Below are 18176 nucleotides of genomic sequence, written 5' to 3' on the forward strand. Positions count from 1 at the left end.
CGTAACGCTGGAAATACCATTGCGTGCGCTCGCGATTGTTCGGCGCGGGCAGGGCGGCTACGCGGCACACGCAATGGTATTTCCAGCGTTACGTCTCGCACTTGCCGGCGGGCGGCGAGATCGTCCTGTTCGACCGCAGTTGGTACAACCGCGCGGGTGTGGAACGCGTGATGAACTTTTGCACCGACGACGAGTACGAAGAGTTCTTCCGCTCAGTGCCGGAGTTCGAAAAGATGCTGGCGAGAAGCGGTGTGCAGATCCTGAAGTACTGGTTCTCGATCACCGACGACGAGCAGGAAGTGCGCTTCCAGGCGCGCATCCAAGACCCGCTCAAGCAATGGAAACTCAGTCCGATGGATCTTGAAAGCCGCCGCCGCTGGGAGGCTTATACGCAGGCGAAGGAAGTGATGCTGGCGCGCTCGCATATTCCCGAGGCGCCGTGGTGGGTAGTGCAGGCGGTCGATAAGAAACGTGCTCGCCTCAATTGCATCAGTCATCTGCTGAGCCAGGTGCCGTACCACGAGATCGAACACCCGGCGATCGAATTGCCTGACCGCGTCTACAACGATGACTACTTACGCCAGCCCGTGCCGGAAACCATGGTCGTTCCGGAAGTGTATTGAGGCAGGTTCAGCAGTGGCAGGTCTTCTCATGCATGGCATGGACCTGCTGCGGCTTCTGGACGTCGCCACGGTCATGGCGATGCCTGAATACCACTTGAAATAGGTATTGCGAACTCTTCATGACCACGACGAACGTCACTTGCATCAGGTTGAAATCGAGCGTCACCATCAGGCGCATCAGGACCAACAGAGGAAGTACGACGGCAGGCCGGTAGAGTTGTCGTTCAATTAATGCTTTCATGACGGCTCCCGTATCCATAAACAGAATTCTACGGATCGGGAGCCTCCGGATAAACCCGCTGTAATCGAAGACACTTGTCGTGCGGCTTGAACAATCGCGTTTTTATCGCGATGCCACGCTCGCGTTTGACGCGTCAGAGGCGGCAACAGCCGGCTCAGCCGATGCCACCGGCATATCGCCCCAGCCACCACCCAGCGCACGAATCAGGTTCACCGTGGACGTCGCCTGCACGCCCGCCAGTTGCACCGCAGTGCGCTGCGACTGCAGCACGGTACGCTCGGCATCGATCACATCGAGGTAATTGATTGCGCCCTCGGTGTATTGCGTGCGCGAGAGCTGCGCTGCGCGATTCGATGCGTTCACAGCCTCAGCTTGCGTCTGCGTCTGCGTTTCCAGAATGCGCAGGTCGGAAAGGTTGTCCTCCACTTCCTGGAACGCCACCAGCACCTGCTGACGGTAATTCGCCACATCCTCTTCATAGATGGCGCGTGCGTTCGCGAGGTTGCCCTTGCGACGGCCGCCATCGAAGATAGGAAGATTGAGCGCCGTACCCGCGAACGGTCCGAGCAGGAACGTACGGCTTGACCAGTTGAACAGGTCGCCGAGCGTTGCCGACTCGAACCCACCCGAACCGGTGATGTTCAGCGACGGGAAGAACGCCGACTTCGCCACGCCGATGCGCGAATTCGCTGCCGCCATAGCGCGTTCGGCTGCCGAGATATCCGGACGGCGTTCAAGCAACGACGAAGGCAAGCCCGGCGGAATCTTGATATCGACGGGCGTCAGCGGGTTGGCGGCCATGGTGAACTGCGACGCCGACTTGCCCAGCAACACGGCAAGGCTATGTTCCGATGCAGCCCGCATGCGCTGCACCGTCATGGCGTCGGACCTGGCGCTCGCAAGCTCGGAACGCGAACGTGCAACGTCGAGCTCGCTGATATCGCCCTCTGCAAAGCGATGCTGCACGAGCTTCAGGCTTTGTTCCCGCAATGCGACCGTGCGTGCAAACACATCGTTTTCGGCATCGAGTTCGCGCAAGTTGAAGTAGTTCTGCGCAACGTCCGCTTGCAAGGCAAGTTGTACCGAGCGGAATAGCGCTTCGCTTTGCGCGGTATCGGCGTTTGCCGCTTTCACCGAATCCGATACGCGCCCAAACAGATCGACTTCGTACGATGCACTCGCCTGCGCGCGCCACAAGGTCTGCGACGGCACGTTGGTGTTCTGCGGCAGGAATTGCGACGCCGGCGACAGCCGCTCGCGCGTCGGGCCAAAACCCGCGTCGAGCGTCGGGAACAAGCCCGCCCGCGCCGTCTGGTTGATTGCACGCGATTCCGACACGCGCGCCGCTGCAGCTTTCAGGTTCTGGTTGGCATCGGCGGCCTGGCGTTCGAGGTCGTTCAAGGTGTCGTCGTTGAAGACGGTCCACCATTCGCCGCGCATCACCTGCTCCGACGGTTGCGCCGTCTTCCACGTGCCCTGCTCGGATGCGGCAAGCACCGTCTGCGATGTTTCCTTGAACGCAGCCGGCTCCTTCACGTCAGGCCTGGCATAAGTCGGTGCGAGCGAGCAGCCCGCGACGACCAGCAACGACCCGAGCAGCGCCGACAATCCCAGCCATCGTTTGATATTCAGCGTTTTCATTTCAATTTCTCTCATGCTTCGAGCGAAGCATTGACACCGCGCATGTGCGGATTGTGGCCGTGCTTGTCGACGAGATGCTCGCCGCCAGCCAGCTTTCTCAACAGCACATAAAACACCGGCGTAAGCATCAGGCCGAACAAGGTCACACCGAGCATGCCGAAGAACACCGCCACGCCCATCGCGTGACGCATCTCCGAACCGGCGCCCGACGAAATCACCAGCGGCACCACGCCCATGATGAAAGCGATCGACGTCATCAGAATCGGACGCAGACGCAGACGGCTTGCTTCAATCGCGGCTTCCACAATGGAGCGTCCCTGCATCTCCAGCTCACGCGCAAACTCGACAATCAAAATGGCGTTCTTCGCCGACAAGCCCACCAGCACCATCAAGCCAATCTGCGTGAAAATGTTGTTGTCGCCACCTGTGAGCCATACACCGACCAGCGCCGAGAGAATGCTCATGGGCACGATCAGGATCACGGCGAGCGGCAGCGTCAGGCTTTCATAGAGCGCAGCCAGCACCAGGAACACCAGCAGCACGCTGATCGGGAACACCCACAACGCTGCATTGCCCGCGAGGATTTGCTGATACGTCAGGTCGGTCCATTCGAACTTGATGCCGCGCGGCAGCGTTTCGGCTGCGATGCGTTCCACTGCGGCTTGCGCCTGACCGGACGAATAACCCGGAGCCGGCCCACCGTTGATGTCGGCTGAGGTATAGCCGTTGTAGCGCACCACCATTTCCGGACCGTAAGTCGGCGTCACCTTCACGAGCGACGAGAGCGGCACCATTTCGCCGTTCGCATTGCGCGTCTTCAGCAAGCCGATGTCTTCCGTGTTCGCGCGGAACGGCGCATCCGCCTGCACCCGCACCTGATACACACGGCCGAAGCGGTTGAAGTCGTTCACGTACAACGAGCCGAGATACACCTGCATCGTGCTGAAAACATCGGTGACGGACACGCCCAGTTGCTTTGCCTTTACCCGGTCCAGATCCACGTTCAGTTGCGGCACGTTGATCTGATAGCTCGAGAACGTCGGGCCGAGTTCAGGCGACTGCGATGCGCGTTTGATGAACGCCTGCGTGGCGTCGTTCAATGCGGCATACCCCAGGGCGCCACGGTCTTCCAGTTGCAGCTTGAAACCACCCAACGTACCGAGACCCAGAACCGGCGGCGGCGGGAACACGGCAATGAAGGATCCCTTGATCACGGCGTACTGCTGATTCAGGGAACCCGCGATTGCACCGGCTGACAGCGCGCGGCCCTTGCGTTCGTCGAATGGCTTGAGCGTCACGAACACAACGCCGGCGCTCGACGAGTTGGTGAAGCCATTCACCGACAAACCCGGAAACTCCACCGCGCTTTGCACGCCCGGCGTCTTGCGCGCGATATCCGTCATCTGGCGGATCACCGCTTCGGTACGATCCAGCGATGCACCGTTGGGCAGTTGCGCAAAGCTGATCAGGTACTCCTTGTCCTGCGCGGGCACGAAGCCGCCCGGCACGATCTTGCCCATCATCACCGCGCCTGCAAGCAGCACGACATAAATGCCGACCATCACGGCCTTGCGGTTGATGACACCCGTCACGCCCTTGCCGTATTTCTCCGAACCGCGTTTGAAGACCTTGTTGAACTGCCGGAAGAATCCGCCGAACACGCGATCCATGCCGCGCGTGAGCCAGTCCTTCGGTTCGTCGTGGCCCTTCAGCAACATTGCTGCGAGCGCCGGCGACAAGGTAAGCGAGTTGAACGCGGAGATCACCGTCGAGATGGCGATGGTCATCGCAAACTGCTTGTAGAACTGACCTGTCAGGCCCGACATGAATGCGAGCGGCACGAACACGGCGGTCAGCGTCAGCGCAATCGCGACGATTGGCCCGCTCACCTCTCGCATTGCCTGGTAGGTCGCCTCCCGCGCCGACAAGCCGGCCTCGATATTGCGCTCGACGTTCTCCACCACCACGATCGCATCGTCCACCACGATCCCGATGGCAAGCACCATCCCGAAGAGTGACAACGCGTTGATCGAGAATCCAAACGCGAGCAACAACGAGAACGTACCGATGATCGAAACGGGAACGGCCAACAACGGAATGATCGATGCGCGCCACGTCTGCAGGAACACGATCACCACCAGCACGACCAGCGCAATGGCTTCGGCCAGCGTGTGGATCACCGCGTCGATACTCGAGCGCACGAACTGCGTCGGGTCATACACGATCTGGTATTCCACGCCCGCGGGCATGTCCGCCTGCAGTTCCTTCATCGTCTTGCGGACCGTGTCGGAGATCTGCAGCGAATTCGCGCCCGGCTGCTGGTTGATCGCCATCGCGACCGCGGTCTTGTTGTCGAGCAGCGAACGCAGTCCATATTCCGATGCCGCCAGTTCAACGCGCGCCACGTCATGCAGGTACGTGACGGCGCCGTCAGGCGAAGTCTTCAGCACGATGTCGCGGAATTCCTGTTCGGTCTGCAAGCGCCCCTGTGCGTTCACGTTCAACTGCAACGGCACGTTCGGCAAGGTCGGCGATGAACCGATCACACCAGCCGCCACCTGCACGTTCTGCTCGCGAATCGCGTTCACCACATCGGTCGCCGTCATGCCGCGTTGCGCGACTTTCTGCGGATCGAGCCAGATGCGCATCGAATAATCGCCCGAGCCCCAGAGCTGAACCTGCCCCACGCCCTGAATCCGCTCCAGCCGGTCCTTCACGTTGATCAGCGCGTAGTTGCGCAGATACGTCATGTCGTAACGGTTATTCGGCGAGTTCAGGTGAACCACCATGGTGAGCGTCGGCGACGACTTGATCGTCGTCACGCCAAGACGCGTCACGTCTTCCGGCAAACGCGGCAACGCTTGCGACACGCGGTTCTGCACCAGTTGCTGTGCCTTGTCCGGGTCCGTGCCGAGCTTGAACGTCACCGTGATGTTCAGGTTGCCGTCGCTGTTCGCCTGCGACTGCATGTACAGCATGTCTTCCACGCCGTTGATCTGCTCCTCCAATGGCGACGCCACCGTTTCAGCAATCACCTTCGGGTTTGCGCCCGGATATTGCGCATGGACGACCACGGACGGCGGCACGACTTCCGGATACTCGGAGATCGGCAGCTTGAACATGGCAATGACACCCGCCAGCAGGATGAGCACCGACAGCACGCCCGCAAAGATCGGGCGGTCGATGAAAAACTTGGAAATGTTCATGACGATTTCTTTATAAGCATGAGAGGCTGCGCGCGCGTTTCCCGCAGCGTGTCCCGTACCGGAACTCGCCGCTGTCACGCACACCAGGAGCCACCGTTAAGCGGCTATAAAGCGCGTCTTATGAAGCTTGTTTTGTTGCCGGCGACGCACTCGCCATTGCTACCGCGTTGGGTTTCACGACATCGTTCGGACGCACGCGCTGCAGACCGTTCACCACGATCCGTTCGCCCGGCCGCAAGCCCTTCACGATCACGCGCAAACCATCGCTCTGGGTGCCGAGCGTGACTTCACGGTATTGAACGCGGCTGTCTTTATCGACGACCATGACGAATTTCTTGTCCTGGTCCGTGCCGATAGCGGCATCTTCGATCAGCACTGCCGGATGCGGCGTCCCGCCGCCGACCTTGATGCGGGCATAGAGCCCCGGCAGCAGGGAACCGTCGTTGTTGTCGAAACGGGCACGCACGCGGATGGTGCCCGAGCCGGTATCCAGTTGGTTATCGACCGATGCCACCTTGCCTTCGCGCGAGAAACCATCTTCATTTGCAAGGCCGAGCGAAACCGGCACGCTTGAGCGTGAGTCGCGGCTCAGATAACGCAGGTAGGTTTGTTCATCGACATCAAACGATGCGTAGATGGGCGAGACCGAAACCAAAGTGGTCAGCAACGGCGCGCTGGAACCGGTGGAAACAATATTGCCCACCGTCATTTCCGCACGCGATACGCGACCCGACACAGGCGCCACGATATGCGTGTACGTCAGGTTGATCTTCGCGGTTTCGAGCGCCGCTTGCGCCGCCTTCAGGTTGGCCGCCGCCTCGTGCGCGGCGTTCTGCTTCTCGTCGTAATCGCGTTTGGCGATCGCATTGTCCGTGAGCAAACGCTCGGCGCGCGCCGCATCGGTCGATGTATAACCGTTGCGCGCCTGAGCCGCCGCGAGTTGCGCCGCAGCCTGGTCGACCGCCGCCACGTACGGACGCGGGTCGATCGTGAAGAGCGGATCGCCCTTCTTGACCAGCGCGCCGTCGGTGAAATGCACGGCTACTATCGTGCCGGGCACGAGCGGCCGGATATCGACTTTATCGACGGCTTCGAGGCGCCCCGAATAGTTCTGGTAGTCGGTGATGGTCTTCGAGACCACAGTGGCGACATCCACTTCCGTTGCGGGCGGCGCGGCCTGGACCGCGGCCTCGGCATTGTTGACCGGCAGGCCGAAACCGTGCATGGCAGTGTATGTGCCGATGCCTGCCACGACCAGCGTCGCCCCTAGCGCGACGGTAATTCGTTTGCGAGTGATGGACATGCGATGCTCCAATAAAGTCGTTGAGATTGTTTTAAATTTTTAGTGTGCTGCATGCGTCTTCGGCTTGGCGCGCGCGGGCCCTGGCCGCTGCGCATGGTCGGTCCTATCCCGCAGCCGCTTCCTGAAGAACGCGACCACGTCGGCGAGCGCGGAGGGATCCGTGACCAGCCCGTAATGCGATGCGTCGACGTGGCGCGTCACTTCAGTCGGCACGCCCGCCGCGATCAGTTCGCCGGCGTATTTCTCGGCCTCGATATGCAACAGGTCATGCTGGGCGCTCGCGATCAATGCCGGCGGCAGTCCCGCAAGACGCCTCGATTCCAGCGGCGCCGCATACGGATGAAGCCGTTGCGAAGCATTGGGCAGATACGCCCGGTAACACTGCGCGCACTCGGACGCGCAGATGTCCGGTGACAGCACCTTGTTCTCGTCGGCCATGCGCGTCATGCTCGGGTCCAGCAAGGGCGCGAGCAACGCTTGCGCGTGGATTGCGATGTCACCGCGGTCCCGGGCAATCGCCGCAAGACACGTGGCTAAGTTGCCGCCTGCATCGTGTCCCGCCACGCCGATGCGATTTGCATCGGCCCCTTGTGCACGGGCGTTCGCCACCACCCACTGCGCCGCCCGGTATGCGTCTTCGGGCGCCGCCGGAAAAGGAAAGGCCGGCGCGAGCGAATAACCGACCGAGACGACCCACGCGGGTGTATCGCGGGCAATGGTCGTCGCTGCGATATCCGCGTCGTCGAGCGTGCCGCGAACAAACCCGCCGCCATGAAAATAAAGCACGACCGGCAGGACGGTGCCGTCCGATGCGGGGCGATAACTGCGCAAGGTTATGGGTTGCGCATGTCCCGCGATTCGAACATCCTCTATGCAGAGGCCCAGATCCAGCGTCGATGCCATGGTTATTTTCAGCGCGTCCGCGCCATCCCACCTTGATTGCGATGGGACGAATTCTGAGGTCTACGTCTTTCGAAATAAATGCCTATAATCCGGCAACACAATTCGGTCGCGCTGAACAATCACGATCAATTTGACACTGCCCATTCCTACAACATCCTCGCAGCGGCTTTATTCCATGCGCTGCAAAGATTTGACGGTGAGAGAAAAATGGACCGGCTACAAGCTATGCAGGTGTTTACAAGAGTTGTCGATACCAATAGTTTTTCGCGCGCTGCAGACACGCTGGATATGCCTCGCGCCTCGGTAACGACGATTATTCAAAACCTTGAAGCGTTTCTTAATGTGCGTCTTCTGCAACGTACGACACGACGCTTGAACCTCACGCCCGACGGTGCTGCTTACTATGAGCGCTGCGTGCGAATTCTCGCGGACATTGAAGAAACCGAGAGTTCATTCGCCAATACAGGAAAAGGTCCGCGCGGCAAATTGCGGATCGATATGCCGGGGTCGATCGGACGAATGATCGTCATGCCCCAATTATGTGAATTCCATACGCGTTATCCGGATATCGAGCTAATGATCGGATTCGGCGACAAACCGGTCGACCTGATTCAGGAAGGCGTGGACTGCGTGATTCGCGTGGGGACTTTGCAGGATTCTAGTCTTGTTGCAAGAAGGATTGGCGTTTTTCAAGGGCTGACCGCGGCGAGCCCGGATTATCTTGAACTGCATGGCGTGCCGCATACCATCGAGGAATTGCAGCAGCACACGGCGGTGAATTATTTTTCCAGCCGTACCGGCCGCGTGATGGATATGGATTTCGTCATCGATGGTAAATCCGTCGATGTGAAGATGCGTGGCGCCATCGCGGTGAACGATGCAGAGGCTTATCTGGCTTGCGGCGTGAAGGGCGTCGGGCTCGTGCAGATCGCACGATTCATGGCGCTGCCGTACCTGCGTTCGGGTGAGCTGGTCGAAGTGCTGCCGCAATGGAAGCCGTTGCCCATGCCTATTTCGGTCGTGTATCCCCATAACCGGCACTTGTCGCCCAAAGTGCGCGTGTTCGTCGACTGGGCCGCCGAATTGTTCGAGCGTTGCCCGTTGTTGTCCGGTCAGGAAGATGCGGAAGAGCGCTGCTTGCCAACAGCGACACCGCGTTCGGTTATCGTCAAGCACGGAACACCGGATGTTGCTGGAACCGCTGAAGTGGTCGTTTAAGAGCGCTTATTGAAGGGGTTTATTCGCGGGCCTTTTACGGCGAATAAACCCCTTTCTTTTGCAACGTCGCGGCGGTCGGCAATTCAATTCAGCACTTTCAACCATCCTCAGTGTAAGGGCTTAAGCCCCTATCGCACCGATAGCTTTTCTCCAAAACCCCTTGGAATAAGGCGCTTTGCGATTGTTCGGATCTCGTGATTAATCAATTCGCCTAAGCATCATTTATCCCGCAGTCGCGGTTGACTACATTTCGTCCTGTCGCAGCGCGGCACATCACATTTGCCGCTGACTGCCCGTGCATCTATTCGAATGGCATCGATCTGATTCATGTCTTCGCTTGAACCGACAGGAGCATCACCGTGAAAACCGCAATCGCAGCGCTCTCGCTTTCCGCCGTATCCGCACTCGTTGCAACGACCGCCTTTGCCGATGGAGGCATCGGGCGCGCCGGAACCTATCAAACCGCAACTACGTCGCAAAGCACGATGACCCGCGAACAGGTCCGCGCCGAACTCGCCGCTTCTTATGCAAACGGAACACTGCCCGCATTGAACCGGAACACGTATCCGGATCGCAGCATGGCAGGTATCGCGATCGCCGCTCAGCACGATCAACGCGCTCGTGACGCGGCGCTCGCAGAAGAACGCAATCGTTCGATAGTCGAATTTGCCAACGGGTCGGTCACGCAAAGCGGCAAGGCACGAATCCAGTAATCGCCTTGAATGTGCATTGAATGTGCTTTGAACACACAGGAGCCGATCATGGATGATCTAGCACCGCTGGAAGACTTCTCCGCACTCGATGACTGGTTGCCCGAAGCGCAGCCGTTGTGGAAGCCGTTCAGGCCTCAGGTTGCCCGGGAAGAAGTTGCTGTAGAGGTGGAAGGTTGAGGGTGGAAGGCATTGACCGCGGACTCATGAGGTCCGCGGTCAATAAAAGACCAGGCCGGCGTTATCCGCAAGCCCCTACTTCACCGCACGCAGTACAGAAGTCGCAGCCGTCCTTGCGAATCATCGCGTTGGCGCCGCATGTCGGGCATTTACGGCCCGGGATCGGCAGCAATGCGTGAGGGTTGGCGGCATCCGCGTTCTCTTCTACAACGGTCGTGATGTCGTTGTCATCACCAGCGGAAACGGGCACGTCCTGCGTGGCCTGCGCCGAGTCCTTGCGGCGTTGAGCAAGCAAGCGCGACGGTACTTGTCCGCCTTCGACATCGAGAAATCCGCGCCGATGCAAAATCTGCTGGATCGCATACGCGAGCGCCGCGACTTCGGAATCGTGCCAGCGCGGTGACCTGTGTCCATCGAGATGCTCTACATCGCCCAGACGCACTTGGCCGCGATCCCATGACACCTTGCGCATGTCCTGCAGGTTGCGTGCGACAAACCCGCCACGCGCAGCAAGCGACAACGAGCGCATGGTCGCCGTGATCCACTGCTGCGATTCATCGCGCTGACCCGTTGGAATGAAGAACTCGATAGGCCGCTCGATGGTGACATCTTCACCGCCAAGCCGCCCCGTGATCTCCATGAAGGACACCGCCACGTATAGCGACTTCTTGCCCGCTTGCGTGAGGTACTCCACTTTTTCGATGATCGCGGGCAATTCACCGCGCGGCCGGTGATCGATGGCAATGCGCAACGGATCGAGTTGCACCTCCGAGTCGGCTGCATCGGATGGATCGGAAGCAACGACCGCCGGCGTCTCGGGGGTGACTGAGAGTACCGCGCCAAGGGTTTCATTGGGCCTGTAAGTGGCGAGCCCTTTCAGCCCGCGACGCCATGCATCGAAGTAGAGATCCTTGAAGGCATCGAAGGGATAATCGGCGGGGACATTGACGGTCTTCGAAATCGATGTATCCACGAACGGCTGAACCGCCGCCATCATCTCCAGATGATCGTGCGCGGACATGTCGAGCGCGCTGACGAAGTAGTCGGGCAGCGCCTTCACATCGCCTCCAAGCTCACGATACAACCGGTACGCATGATCCTCGACCGCGAACGATTGCCTGCTGCCATCGGCCATGCGCTTCGTGCGGGTATAGCTCCACGAGAACGCGGGTTCGATTCCGTTCGACGCGTTGTCCGCGAACGCAAGGCTCACGGTCCCCGTCGGCGCAATGGAAAGCAGATGGCTGTTGCGGATGCCGTCGCGGCGGATTTCATCCTTGAGGTCATCGGGAAGACGTGACGCAAAAGTGCCTGTTTCAAGGTACTTTTCTGCATTGAAGAGCGCAAACGCGCCGCGCTCACGCGCGAGATCAACCGATGCACGATACGCCTCATCGCGCATCGTCCGCGCCACGCGCGTCGCGAATTCGCGTCCCTCTTTCGAGTTGTAGCGAACACCGAGCATCACGAGCGTATCGCCGAGTCCTGTAAAACCAACGCCGATGCGCCGCTTGTCCTGCGCTTCCTTGTCCTGCTCCGGCAGCGGCCAGAGCGTCACGTCGAGCACGTCATCGAGAAAACGAACCTGCGTGCGTGTGCTCTTGGCAAGCGCATCCCAGTCGAAGACCGGCGTGCCGCCATGCCGCTGCGCGAACGGATCGCACACGAAACGCGTCAGGTTCAGCGGCCCGAGATTGCAGCATCCATACGCGGGCAAAGGCTGCTCGCCACACGGATTTGTCGCACGAATCGTTTCCACGGCGCGCAGGTTGTTGTCGTCGTTCATGCGCGACATGAAGACCACGCCGGGCTCCGCCACGTCATAAGTCGAACGCATGATCGTGTCCCACACTTCACGCGCCTGCACCTCGCGGTACACCCACAAACCGTCGTCACGCCGATGTGAGTCGACGGAAGCCTTGAACGCGGGCGACGGTTCCGCGCGATGCACGAGTTGCCACGACGCGTCGTCGGACACGGCCTGCATGAACTCGTCGGTCACCGCGACCGATACATTGAAGTTGTTCCAGCGCCCCTTCACATGCTTCGCCGCGATGAACTCCAGCAAGTCGGGGTGCGTGCAGTCGAGAATGCCCATCTGCGCGCCGCGTCGCGAGCCCGCGCTTTCCACGGTCCTGCACGATGCATCGAATACGTCCATATAACTGCACGGACCCGACGCCGATGAACCCGTCGAATGCACGCGCGCCCCTTTCGGCCTGATGGCGGAAAAGTTGTAACCCACGCCGCCGCCGCGCCGCATGGTTTCGGCGGCCTGCAGCAACGCCACGTAAATGCCCGGCAAGCCGTTTTCGTCGATGCCCTGAATCGCGTCGCCCACCGGCTGCACGAAGCAGTTGATGAGCGTTGCCTGGATTCCCGTCCCTGCCGCGCTCATGATGCGCCCGGCGCCCAGCGCGCCGCGCTGGAAATTCTCGAAAAACGCCGTCTCGGCCTGCTTGCGAAGCGCCTCGGGTTCCGCGAGCGCCACGCCTCGCGCGACCCGCCGGTAGATATCGTCGATCCGGGTTTCATCGCCCTTTGCGTACTTTTCCAGCATTACGTCGATGGAAAACTGCTGCGGTGAAACCGTCAGCTTCAAATCGTCTTCAGCCATGTCCTGTCCTCATGTCCAGCGGGTGGTGCGTAGTCGCGAAGTTGCGGCGTCGGGTCCGTCCCGGGTCCGTCCCATTTGGTTTTGGCACGGATTTACTCCGTTCGAAGTAGTCCCGCCGGAGGAGCGACATGAAGTCGCGTCATCCCATCGGCGAATGGGCGGCACGCCGCGCAATTCCTAATCTTGCAGTCGATTCCCACTACAACGCAAACTTAATCGACAGGCGCGCACCATGACGGCCTCACGCAAGACTTCCGCGACTACTCCGTCCGCTTTGGCGGCAGCCGATCCGCGCGCCTGGCGCGTCCTGTGGTCGAGCACTTTCGCTTTCACCATCTGCTTCGCGATCTGGATGATGTTCGCGATTCTCGGCATTCCGCTGAAAACGCAGCTCGGCCTCTCCGATACCGAATTCGGCCTGATCGCCGCAACGCCGGTTTTGTCTGGATCGCTTGCACGCGTGCCGCTCGGTATCTGCACGGACCGCTTCGGTGGCCGCATCGTCTTTTTCCTCACGATGCTCGCCACCGTCATTCCCATCTGGCTGCTCACCTATGCCACGCAGTTCTGGCAATTCATTTCGCTGGGACTTCTGATCGGGCTCGCAGGCGCCTGTTTTTCAATCGGCACGCCTTACGTGGCGCGCTGGTTCCCCAAAGACCGCCAGGGCCTCGCAATGGGCATCTTCGGCGCCGGCAACAGCGGCGCTGCGTTGACCAAATTCGTCGCGCCGGTGCTGATCGTGAGCTTCGGCACGTGGATGATCGTGCCGAAGGTCTACGCCATTGCAATGCTGGTCACGGCCGTGGTGTTCTGGATGACCTCGGCTACTAATCCCGCACATCGCGTCGAAAATCCGCCGAGTTTCTCGAGCCAGTTGCGCGTGATGAAAGATCGCCGCGCATGGCGCTACTCGCAGTACTACTCGGTCGTGTTCGGCGGTTATGTGGGCCTCGCGCTGTGGCTGCCGCATTACTACGTCAACCACTACGGTTTTCATATCGAACAGGCGGCGCTGCTCGCTGCGTGTTTCTCGTTGCCCGGCGGCGTACTGCGCGCGGTCGGCGGATGGCTCTCGGACCGCTTCGGCGCGCAAAAAACGACCTGGGTCGTGATGTGGACCGTGCTCGCCTGCTTCTTCTTTCTAAGCTATCCCGACACCGACCTGGTCGTGCAATCGGCCCGAGGCCCGCTCGCGTTCAACATCGCCATTTCTCCCACGCTGTTCACCGTGCTGATGTTCACCGTCGGCATTGCCATGGCGATCGGCAAGGCCTCGGTCTTCAAATTCGTCTCCGATGAATACACCGGCAACATCGGCGCAGTGTCCGGCGTGGTCGGGCTTGCGGGCGGTCTGGCGGGTTTCGCGCTGCCGATTCTTTTCGGCGTGCTCGCCGATCTGACTGGCGTCAGCAGCTCGTGTTTCATGCTGCTTTTCGGCGCGACGGCTGTCAGTCTCGTCTGGATGCATTTCTCTTTTCGCGCGCATGGCACGGCTGTCGAGCCACGCGCATCCACCTAACCCATCGGCTGAAACCATGTCCAACCATGTGCTGAAAAATTGGGAGCCGGAAGATCCGGCTTTCTGGAAAACACGCGGCTCGGCGATTGCCAATCGCAACCTGTGGATCTCGATCCCCGCGCTGATGCTCGCGTTCGCCGTGTGGTCGTTGTGGAGCGTCGTGGTCGTCAACCTCGACAAGGGCGGCTTCCACTTCACAAAGAACGAATTGTTCTGGCTGACCGCGTTGCCCGCGCTTTCCGGCGCCACGCTGCGCATCTTCTATTCGTTTCTCGTACCCATTTTCGGCGGCCGGCGCTTTACCGCCTTCTCCACGGCCACGCTGCTGATTCCTGCTCTAGGCATGGGCTTCGCGTTGCGCGATCCGGCCACGAGCTATTCCACCATGCTCGTACTCGCGTTGCTGTGCGGGTTTGGCGGCGCGAACTTCAGCTCGTCGATGGCCAACATCAGCTTCTTTTTTCCCAAAGCCAGAAAAGGGCTGGCGACAGGACTGAATGCGGGCATCGGCAACCTGGGGGTGTCGCTGGTGCAGTTCGTGACGCCGATCGTGATCGCCACGGCCGCGTTCGCCTCCTTCGCAGGCGGCGGCCAAACCTTCGTCAAGGAAGGCGTCGAGCACGGCATCTGGCTGCAGAACGCGGGCTTCATCTGGGTGCCGTTCATTATCGTTTCGTCGATTGCCGCGTGGTTCGGCATGAACGATATCGCCGACGCGAAAGCCTCTTTCGCCGATCAGGCCGTGATCTTCAAGCGCATGCACAACTGGCTGATGTGCTGGCTGTATATCGGCACGTTCGGTTCCTTCATTGGTTTCTCGGCAGGCTTCGCGCTCTTGACCAAGGCGCAATTCCCATCGATCAACCCGACCGCCTATGCGTTCCTCGGGCCGCTCGCAGGCGCGCTGACGCGTCCTGTCGGAGGATGGATCTCGGACCGCCTGGGCGGCGCGCGAGTGACGTTGTGGACGTTCGTCGGCATGATCGCCTCGGTATTCGTCGTCATTTCGTTCATGCCGGGCGCAGGATCAAGCGGCAACTTCGCCGGCTTCCTCGGCGCGTTCATCGTGTTGTTCATGCTGGCGGGTATCGGCAATGGCTCGACCTTCCGCATGATCCCGGTGATCTTCATGACCCAGCATCAGCGCGCAGCCAAAGGGCTCGACGACGCTGCCCATCGCCAGGCGCTTCACAACGCCGCGAAGGAATCCGCGGCCGTGCTGGGCTTCTCCGCAGCAATCGGCGCGTACGGCGGCTTCTTCATTCCCAAAACCTTTGGTACGGCGCTCGACATGACCGGCTCGGCCGTTCCCGCGCTGTATGTGTTCATCGCGTTCTACGTGACGTGCGTTGCCATCACGTGGTTTTTCTATGCACGCCGCAACGCCGGCATGCCTTGCTGACGCGCCCTACCCGACACAGGACAAAACAATGAGTCATTTTCTGGATCGCCTGAAGTTCGTCAAGCGCACGCAGTCGACGTTTGCGAACGGCCATGGCGCGGTTGTCAGCGAAGACTGCAAGTGGGAAGACGGATATAGAAACCGTTGGCAACACGACAAGATCGTACGTTCCACGCACGGTGTGAACTGCACCGGTTCATGCTCGTGGAAGGTGTACGTGAAGAACGGTTTGATTGTCTGGGAAACGCAGCAGACCGACTATCCGCGCACACGCGCCGACTTGCCCAATCACGAACCGCGCGGCTGTCCGCGGGGGGCATCGTATAGCTGGTACGTGTATTCCGCGCAGCGCGTGAAGTACCCGATGATCCGCGGCCGCCTGATGGACATGTGGCGCGAAGCACGCAAGAGCATGGACCCGGTCGCGGCCTGGGCATCGATCAGTCAGGACCCCGTCAAATCGAAACGCTACAAGAGCGTGCGCGGACTCGGCGGCTTCGTGCGCGCCGACTGGAATACCGCCAACGAAATGATCGCGGCGGCGAATGCGTTCACCATCGGCAAGTTCGGGCCGGATCGCGTGATCGGCTTCTCGCCGATCCCAGCAATGTCGATGGTGTCATACGCCGCCGGTTCACGTTATCTCAGCCTGATCGGCGGCGTCTGCCTCTCGTTCTACGACTGGTATTGCGATCTGCCGCCGGCTTCGCCGCAAGTGTGGGGCGAGCAGACCGACGTGCCGGAATCAGCCGACTGGTACAACTCGACCTACCTGATGGTGTGGGGATCGAACATTCCTCAAACCCGTACGCCCGACGCGCACTTCTATTCCGAAGTCCGCTACAAGGGCACGAAGACTGTGGCGGTATCGTCGGATTTCGGCGAGATGGTCAAGTTCGGCGATATCTGGCTCGCGCCGACGCAAGGCACCGACGCAGCGTTGGCAATGGCAATGGGCCACGTCGTGCTGAAGGAATTCCACGCGGCCAACGCGTCGAACAAGTCCGTGTATTTTCGCGACTACGTGAAGCAATACACCGACATGCCGATGCTCGTGCTGCTGCGCGACAACGGCGAAACCCTGGTCCCCGATCACTTCCTGCGCGCATCGCATCTCGCCGATAACCTCGATGAAGCCAACAACGCGCAATGGAAGACGCTCGTGCTGGACGCCGGCAGCGGCGAGATTGTCGCGCCCAACGGCACGATCGGTTTTCGCTGGAACGAGGCGTCGCACAACGACGGCGAGAAGGTCGGCCGCTGGAACCTCGAACTGAAGGACGGCGGCAGCGGCCGCGCCATCGACCCGCGTCTTTCCATGATCGACGCGCACGACGAAGCCGTCGAAGTCGGCTTCCCCTATTTTGGCAGCGAGCACGACGCGCTGCTGAGCCGGCGCGTCCCGGCAAAACGCGTCACCCTCGTCGATGGCACCTGCGCGCTCGTTGCGACCGTGTTCGATCTGCAGATGGCGAACTACGGCGTGGACCAAGGCCTTGGCGGCCCGAACGTCGCAACGAGCTACGACGACGACGTTCCTTACACGCCGGCATGGCAGGAAAAGCACACCACCGTCCCGCGCAACCTCGTGATCCAGGTGGCGCGTGAATTTGCGACGAACGCCCATCAGACCCAGGGCAAGAGCATGGTGATCGTGGGCGCGGCGCTCAATCACTGGTATCACAACGACATGATTTATCGCGGCATCATCAACCTCCTGATGATGTGCGGTTGCGTGGGCAAGAGCGGCGGCGGCTGGGCGCACTACGTAGGCCAGGAAAAGCTGCGTCCGCAGTTCGGCTGGGCGCCGCTCGCATTCGCGCTCGACTGGTCGAAGCCGCCGCGCCAGATGAACGGCACGTCGTTCTTCTACAACCACACGAGTCAGTGGCGTCACGAGAAAGTGGGCCTGAGTGAAGTCCTCGCGCCGACCGCGAACATGGGCAAGTATTCGCACCTCTCCATGCTCGATCTCAACGCGAAGTCCGAGCGCATGGGCTGGTTGCCGAGCGCACCGCAACTCGGTGCAAACCCGCTCGACCTCACTGACGCGGCCGTTCACGCCGGCATGAAGCCTGTGGATTACGTGGTGGACCGCCTGAAGTCCGGCAAGCTGCAGTTCTCCTGCGACGACCCGGACAACCCCGTCAACTTCCCGCGCAACATGTTCGTCTGGCGCTCGAACATCCTGGGCAGTTCGGGCAAGGGGCACGAGTATTTCCTGAAGTATTTGCTCGGCACGCAGAACGCCCTCTTCTCCGATGAAAACGACGCCATCATGCCGGGCGAAGTCAACGTGCGCCCCGCCGCCGAAGGCAAGCTCGATCTTCTCACCGTGCTCGATTTCCGCATGAGCACGACTTGCCTTTATGGCGACATCGTGTTGCCGACCGCAACGTGGTACGAGAAAGACGACCTCAATACATCGGACATGCATCCGTTCATTCATCCGTTGTCGGAAGCCGTGCAACCCTTGTGGGAAAGCAAGAGCGACTGGGAAATCTACAAGGGCATTGCCGAGAAGTTCGCGGAAATCGGCGGTGCGCATCTGGGCACGCGCACCGACCTGGTCTGCACGCCGCTCATGCACGACACCCCCGGCGAGCTCGG

General features: G+C 60.4%; 11 protein-coding genes and 3 pseudogenes. 7 read left to right on the forward strand and 7 right to left on the reverse strand.

All coding sequences use genetic code 11. The annotated features are described in order from the left end of the window. Nucleotides 1-70: pseudogene (locus ACRXB1_RS12045) on the reverse strand (hypothetical protein); the annotation flags it as partial. Between ACRXB1_RS12045 and ACRXB1_RS12050 the strand changes: the two are divergent. After that, nucleotides 69-623, forward strand: a pseudogene (locus ACRXB1_RS12050) (polyphosphate kinase 2); the annotation flags it as partial. The pseudogenes ACRXB1_RS12045 and ACRXB1_RS12050 overlap by 2 nt on opposite strands. Nucleotides 624-630: 7 nt before the next feature. On the opposite strand, the gene ACRXB1_RS12055 reads toward ACRXB1_RS12050, so the two are convergent. From ACRXB1_RS12055 to ACRXB1_RS12075, 5 genes are all read right to left on the reverse strand, one after another. Further along, nucleotides 631-864, reverse strand: coding sequence for a hypothetical protein (locus ACRXB1_RS12055; RefSeq protein WP_449492143.1), 234 nt, complete (start codon nucleotides 862-864; stop codon nucleotides 631-633). 102 nt (nucleotides 865-966) lie between these two features. Continuing rightward, nucleotides 967-2505, reverse strand: a complete 1539-nt coding sequence (locus tag ACRXB1_RS12060) for an efflux transporter outer membrane subunit (RefSeq protein ID WP_062171241.1) — start codon at nucleotides 2503-2505, stop codon at nucleotides 967-969. A gap of 11 nt (nucleotides 2506-2516) precedes the next feature. Next, complete coding sequence (locus tag ACRXB1_RS12065; protein ID WP_062171243.1) at nucleotides 2517-5711, reverse strand: efflux RND transporter permease subunit; 3195 nt, start codon at nucleotides 5709-5711, stop codon at nucleotides 2517-2519. Between the two features lie 118 nt (nucleotides 5712-5829). Next, nucleotides 5830-7014, reverse strand: a complete 1185-nt coding sequence (locus ACRXB1_RS12070) for an efflux RND transporter periplasmic adaptor subunit (RefSeq protein ID WP_449492144.1) — start codon at nucleotides 7012-7014, stop codon at nucleotides 5830-5832. A 39-nt stretch (nucleotides 7015-7053) separates the two neighbouring features. Continuing rightward, entirely contained in the window at nucleotides 7054-7917 is an 864-nt protein-coding gene (locus ACRXB1_RS12075; protein ID WP_082771495.1) for an alpha/beta hydrolase, read from the reverse strand. A 207-nt stretch (nucleotides 7918-8124) separates the two neighbouring features. Here ACRXB1_RS12075 and ACRXB1_RS12080 point away from each other — a divergent pair. The 3 genes and pseudogenes from ACRXB1_RS12080 to ACRXB1_RS12090 all read left to right on the forward strand — a co-directional run. After that, nucleotides 8125-9054, forward strand: a pseudogene (locus ACRXB1_RS12080) (LysR family transcriptional regulator); the annotation flags it as partial. A gap of 440 nt (nucleotides 9055-9494) precedes the next feature. After that, nucleotides 9495-9848 (forward strand): DUF4148 domain-containing protein, encoded by a 354-nt coding sequence (locus ACRXB1_RS12085; protein WP_062171247.1) that lies wholly within the window; start codon nucleotides 9495-9497, stop codon nucleotides 9846-9848. A 48-nt stretch (nucleotides 9849-9896) separates the two neighbouring features. Beyond that, entirely contained in the window at nucleotides 9897-10025 is a 129-nt protein-coding gene (locus ACRXB1_RS12090) for a hypothetical protein (protein WP_449492145.1), read from the forward strand. A gap of 61 nt (nucleotides 10026-10086) precedes the next feature. Here the strand turns inward: ACRXB1_RS12090 and ACRXB1_RS12095 are convergent, their stop codons facing one another. Continuing rightward, nucleotides 10087-12642 (reverse strand): adenosylcobalamin-dependent ribonucleoside-diphosphate reductase, encoded by a 2556-nt coding sequence (locus ACRXB1_RS12095; protein ID WP_449492146.1) that lies wholly within the window; start codon nucleotides 12640-12642, stop codon nucleotides 10087-10089. 232 nt (nucleotides 12643-12874) lie between these two features. Here ACRXB1_RS12095 and ACRXB1_RS12100 point away from each other — a divergent pair, with 232 nt between their 5' ends. The 3 genes from ACRXB1_RS12100 to ACRXB1_RS12110 form a co-directional block, all read left to right on the forward strand. Beyond that, nucleotides 12875-14164: an MFS transporter gene (locus tag ACRXB1_RS12100; protein WP_449492147.1), complete on the forward strand. Its 1290-nt coding sequence runs from the start codon at nucleotides 12875-12877 to the stop codon at nucleotides 14162-14164. A gap of 16 nt (nucleotides 14165-14180) precedes the next feature. After that, on the forward strand, nucleotides 14181-15566 hold the full coding sequence (locus ACRXB1_RS12105; RefSeq protein ID WP_449492148.1) for a NarK family nitrate/nitrite MFS transporter: 1386 nt from the start codon (nucleotides 14181-14183) through the stop codon (nucleotides 15564-15566). A gap of 28 nt (nucleotides 15567-15594) precedes the next feature. Further along, nucleotides 15595-18176: nitrate reductase subunit alpha (locus tag ACRXB1_RS12110; RefSeq protein WP_449492149.1), on the forward strand; the 2582-nt coding region annotated here is incomplete at its 3' end.

The sequence above is a fragment of the Caballeronia sp. M23-90 genome (genome assembly GCF_053574605.1).

Coding starts and splice junctions, on each gene's coding strand:
- ACRXB1_RS12055 (WP_449492143.1), bottom strand. CDS start 864: ATGAAAGCATTAATTGAACGACAACTCTACCGGCCTGCCGTCGTACTT.
- ACRXB1_RS12060 (WP_062171241.1), bottom strand. CDS start 2,505: ATGAAAACGCTGAATATCAAACGATGGCTGGGATTGTCGGCGCTGCTC.
- ACRXB1_RS12065 (WP_062171243.1), bottom strand. CDS start 5,711: ATGAACATTTCCAAGTTTTTCATCGACCGCCCGATCTTTGCGGGCGTG.
- ACRXB1_RS12070 (WP_449492144.1), bottom strand. CDS start 7,014: ATGTCCATCACTCGCAAACGAATTACCGTCGCGCTAGGGGCGACGCTG.
- ACRXB1_RS12075 (WP_082771495.1), bottom strand. CDS start 7,917: ATGGCATCGACGCTGGATCTGGGCCTCTGCATAGAGGATGTTCGAATC.
- ACRXB1_RS12090 (WP_449492145.1), top strand. CDS start 9,897: ATGGATGATCTAGCACCGCTGGAAGACTTCTCCGCACTCGATGACTGG.
- ACRXB1_RS12095 (WP_449492146.1), bottom strand. CDS start 12,642: ATGGCTGAAGACGATTTGAAGCTGACGGTTTCACCGCAGCAGTTTTCC.
- ACRXB1_RS12100 (WP_449492147.1), top strand. CDS start 12,875: ATGACGGCCTCACGCAAGACTTCCGCGACTACTCCGTCCGCTTTGGCG.
- ACRXB1_RS12105 (WP_449492148.1), top strand. CDS start 14,181: ATGTCCAACCATGTGCTGAAAAATTGGGAGCCGGAAGATCCGGCTTTC.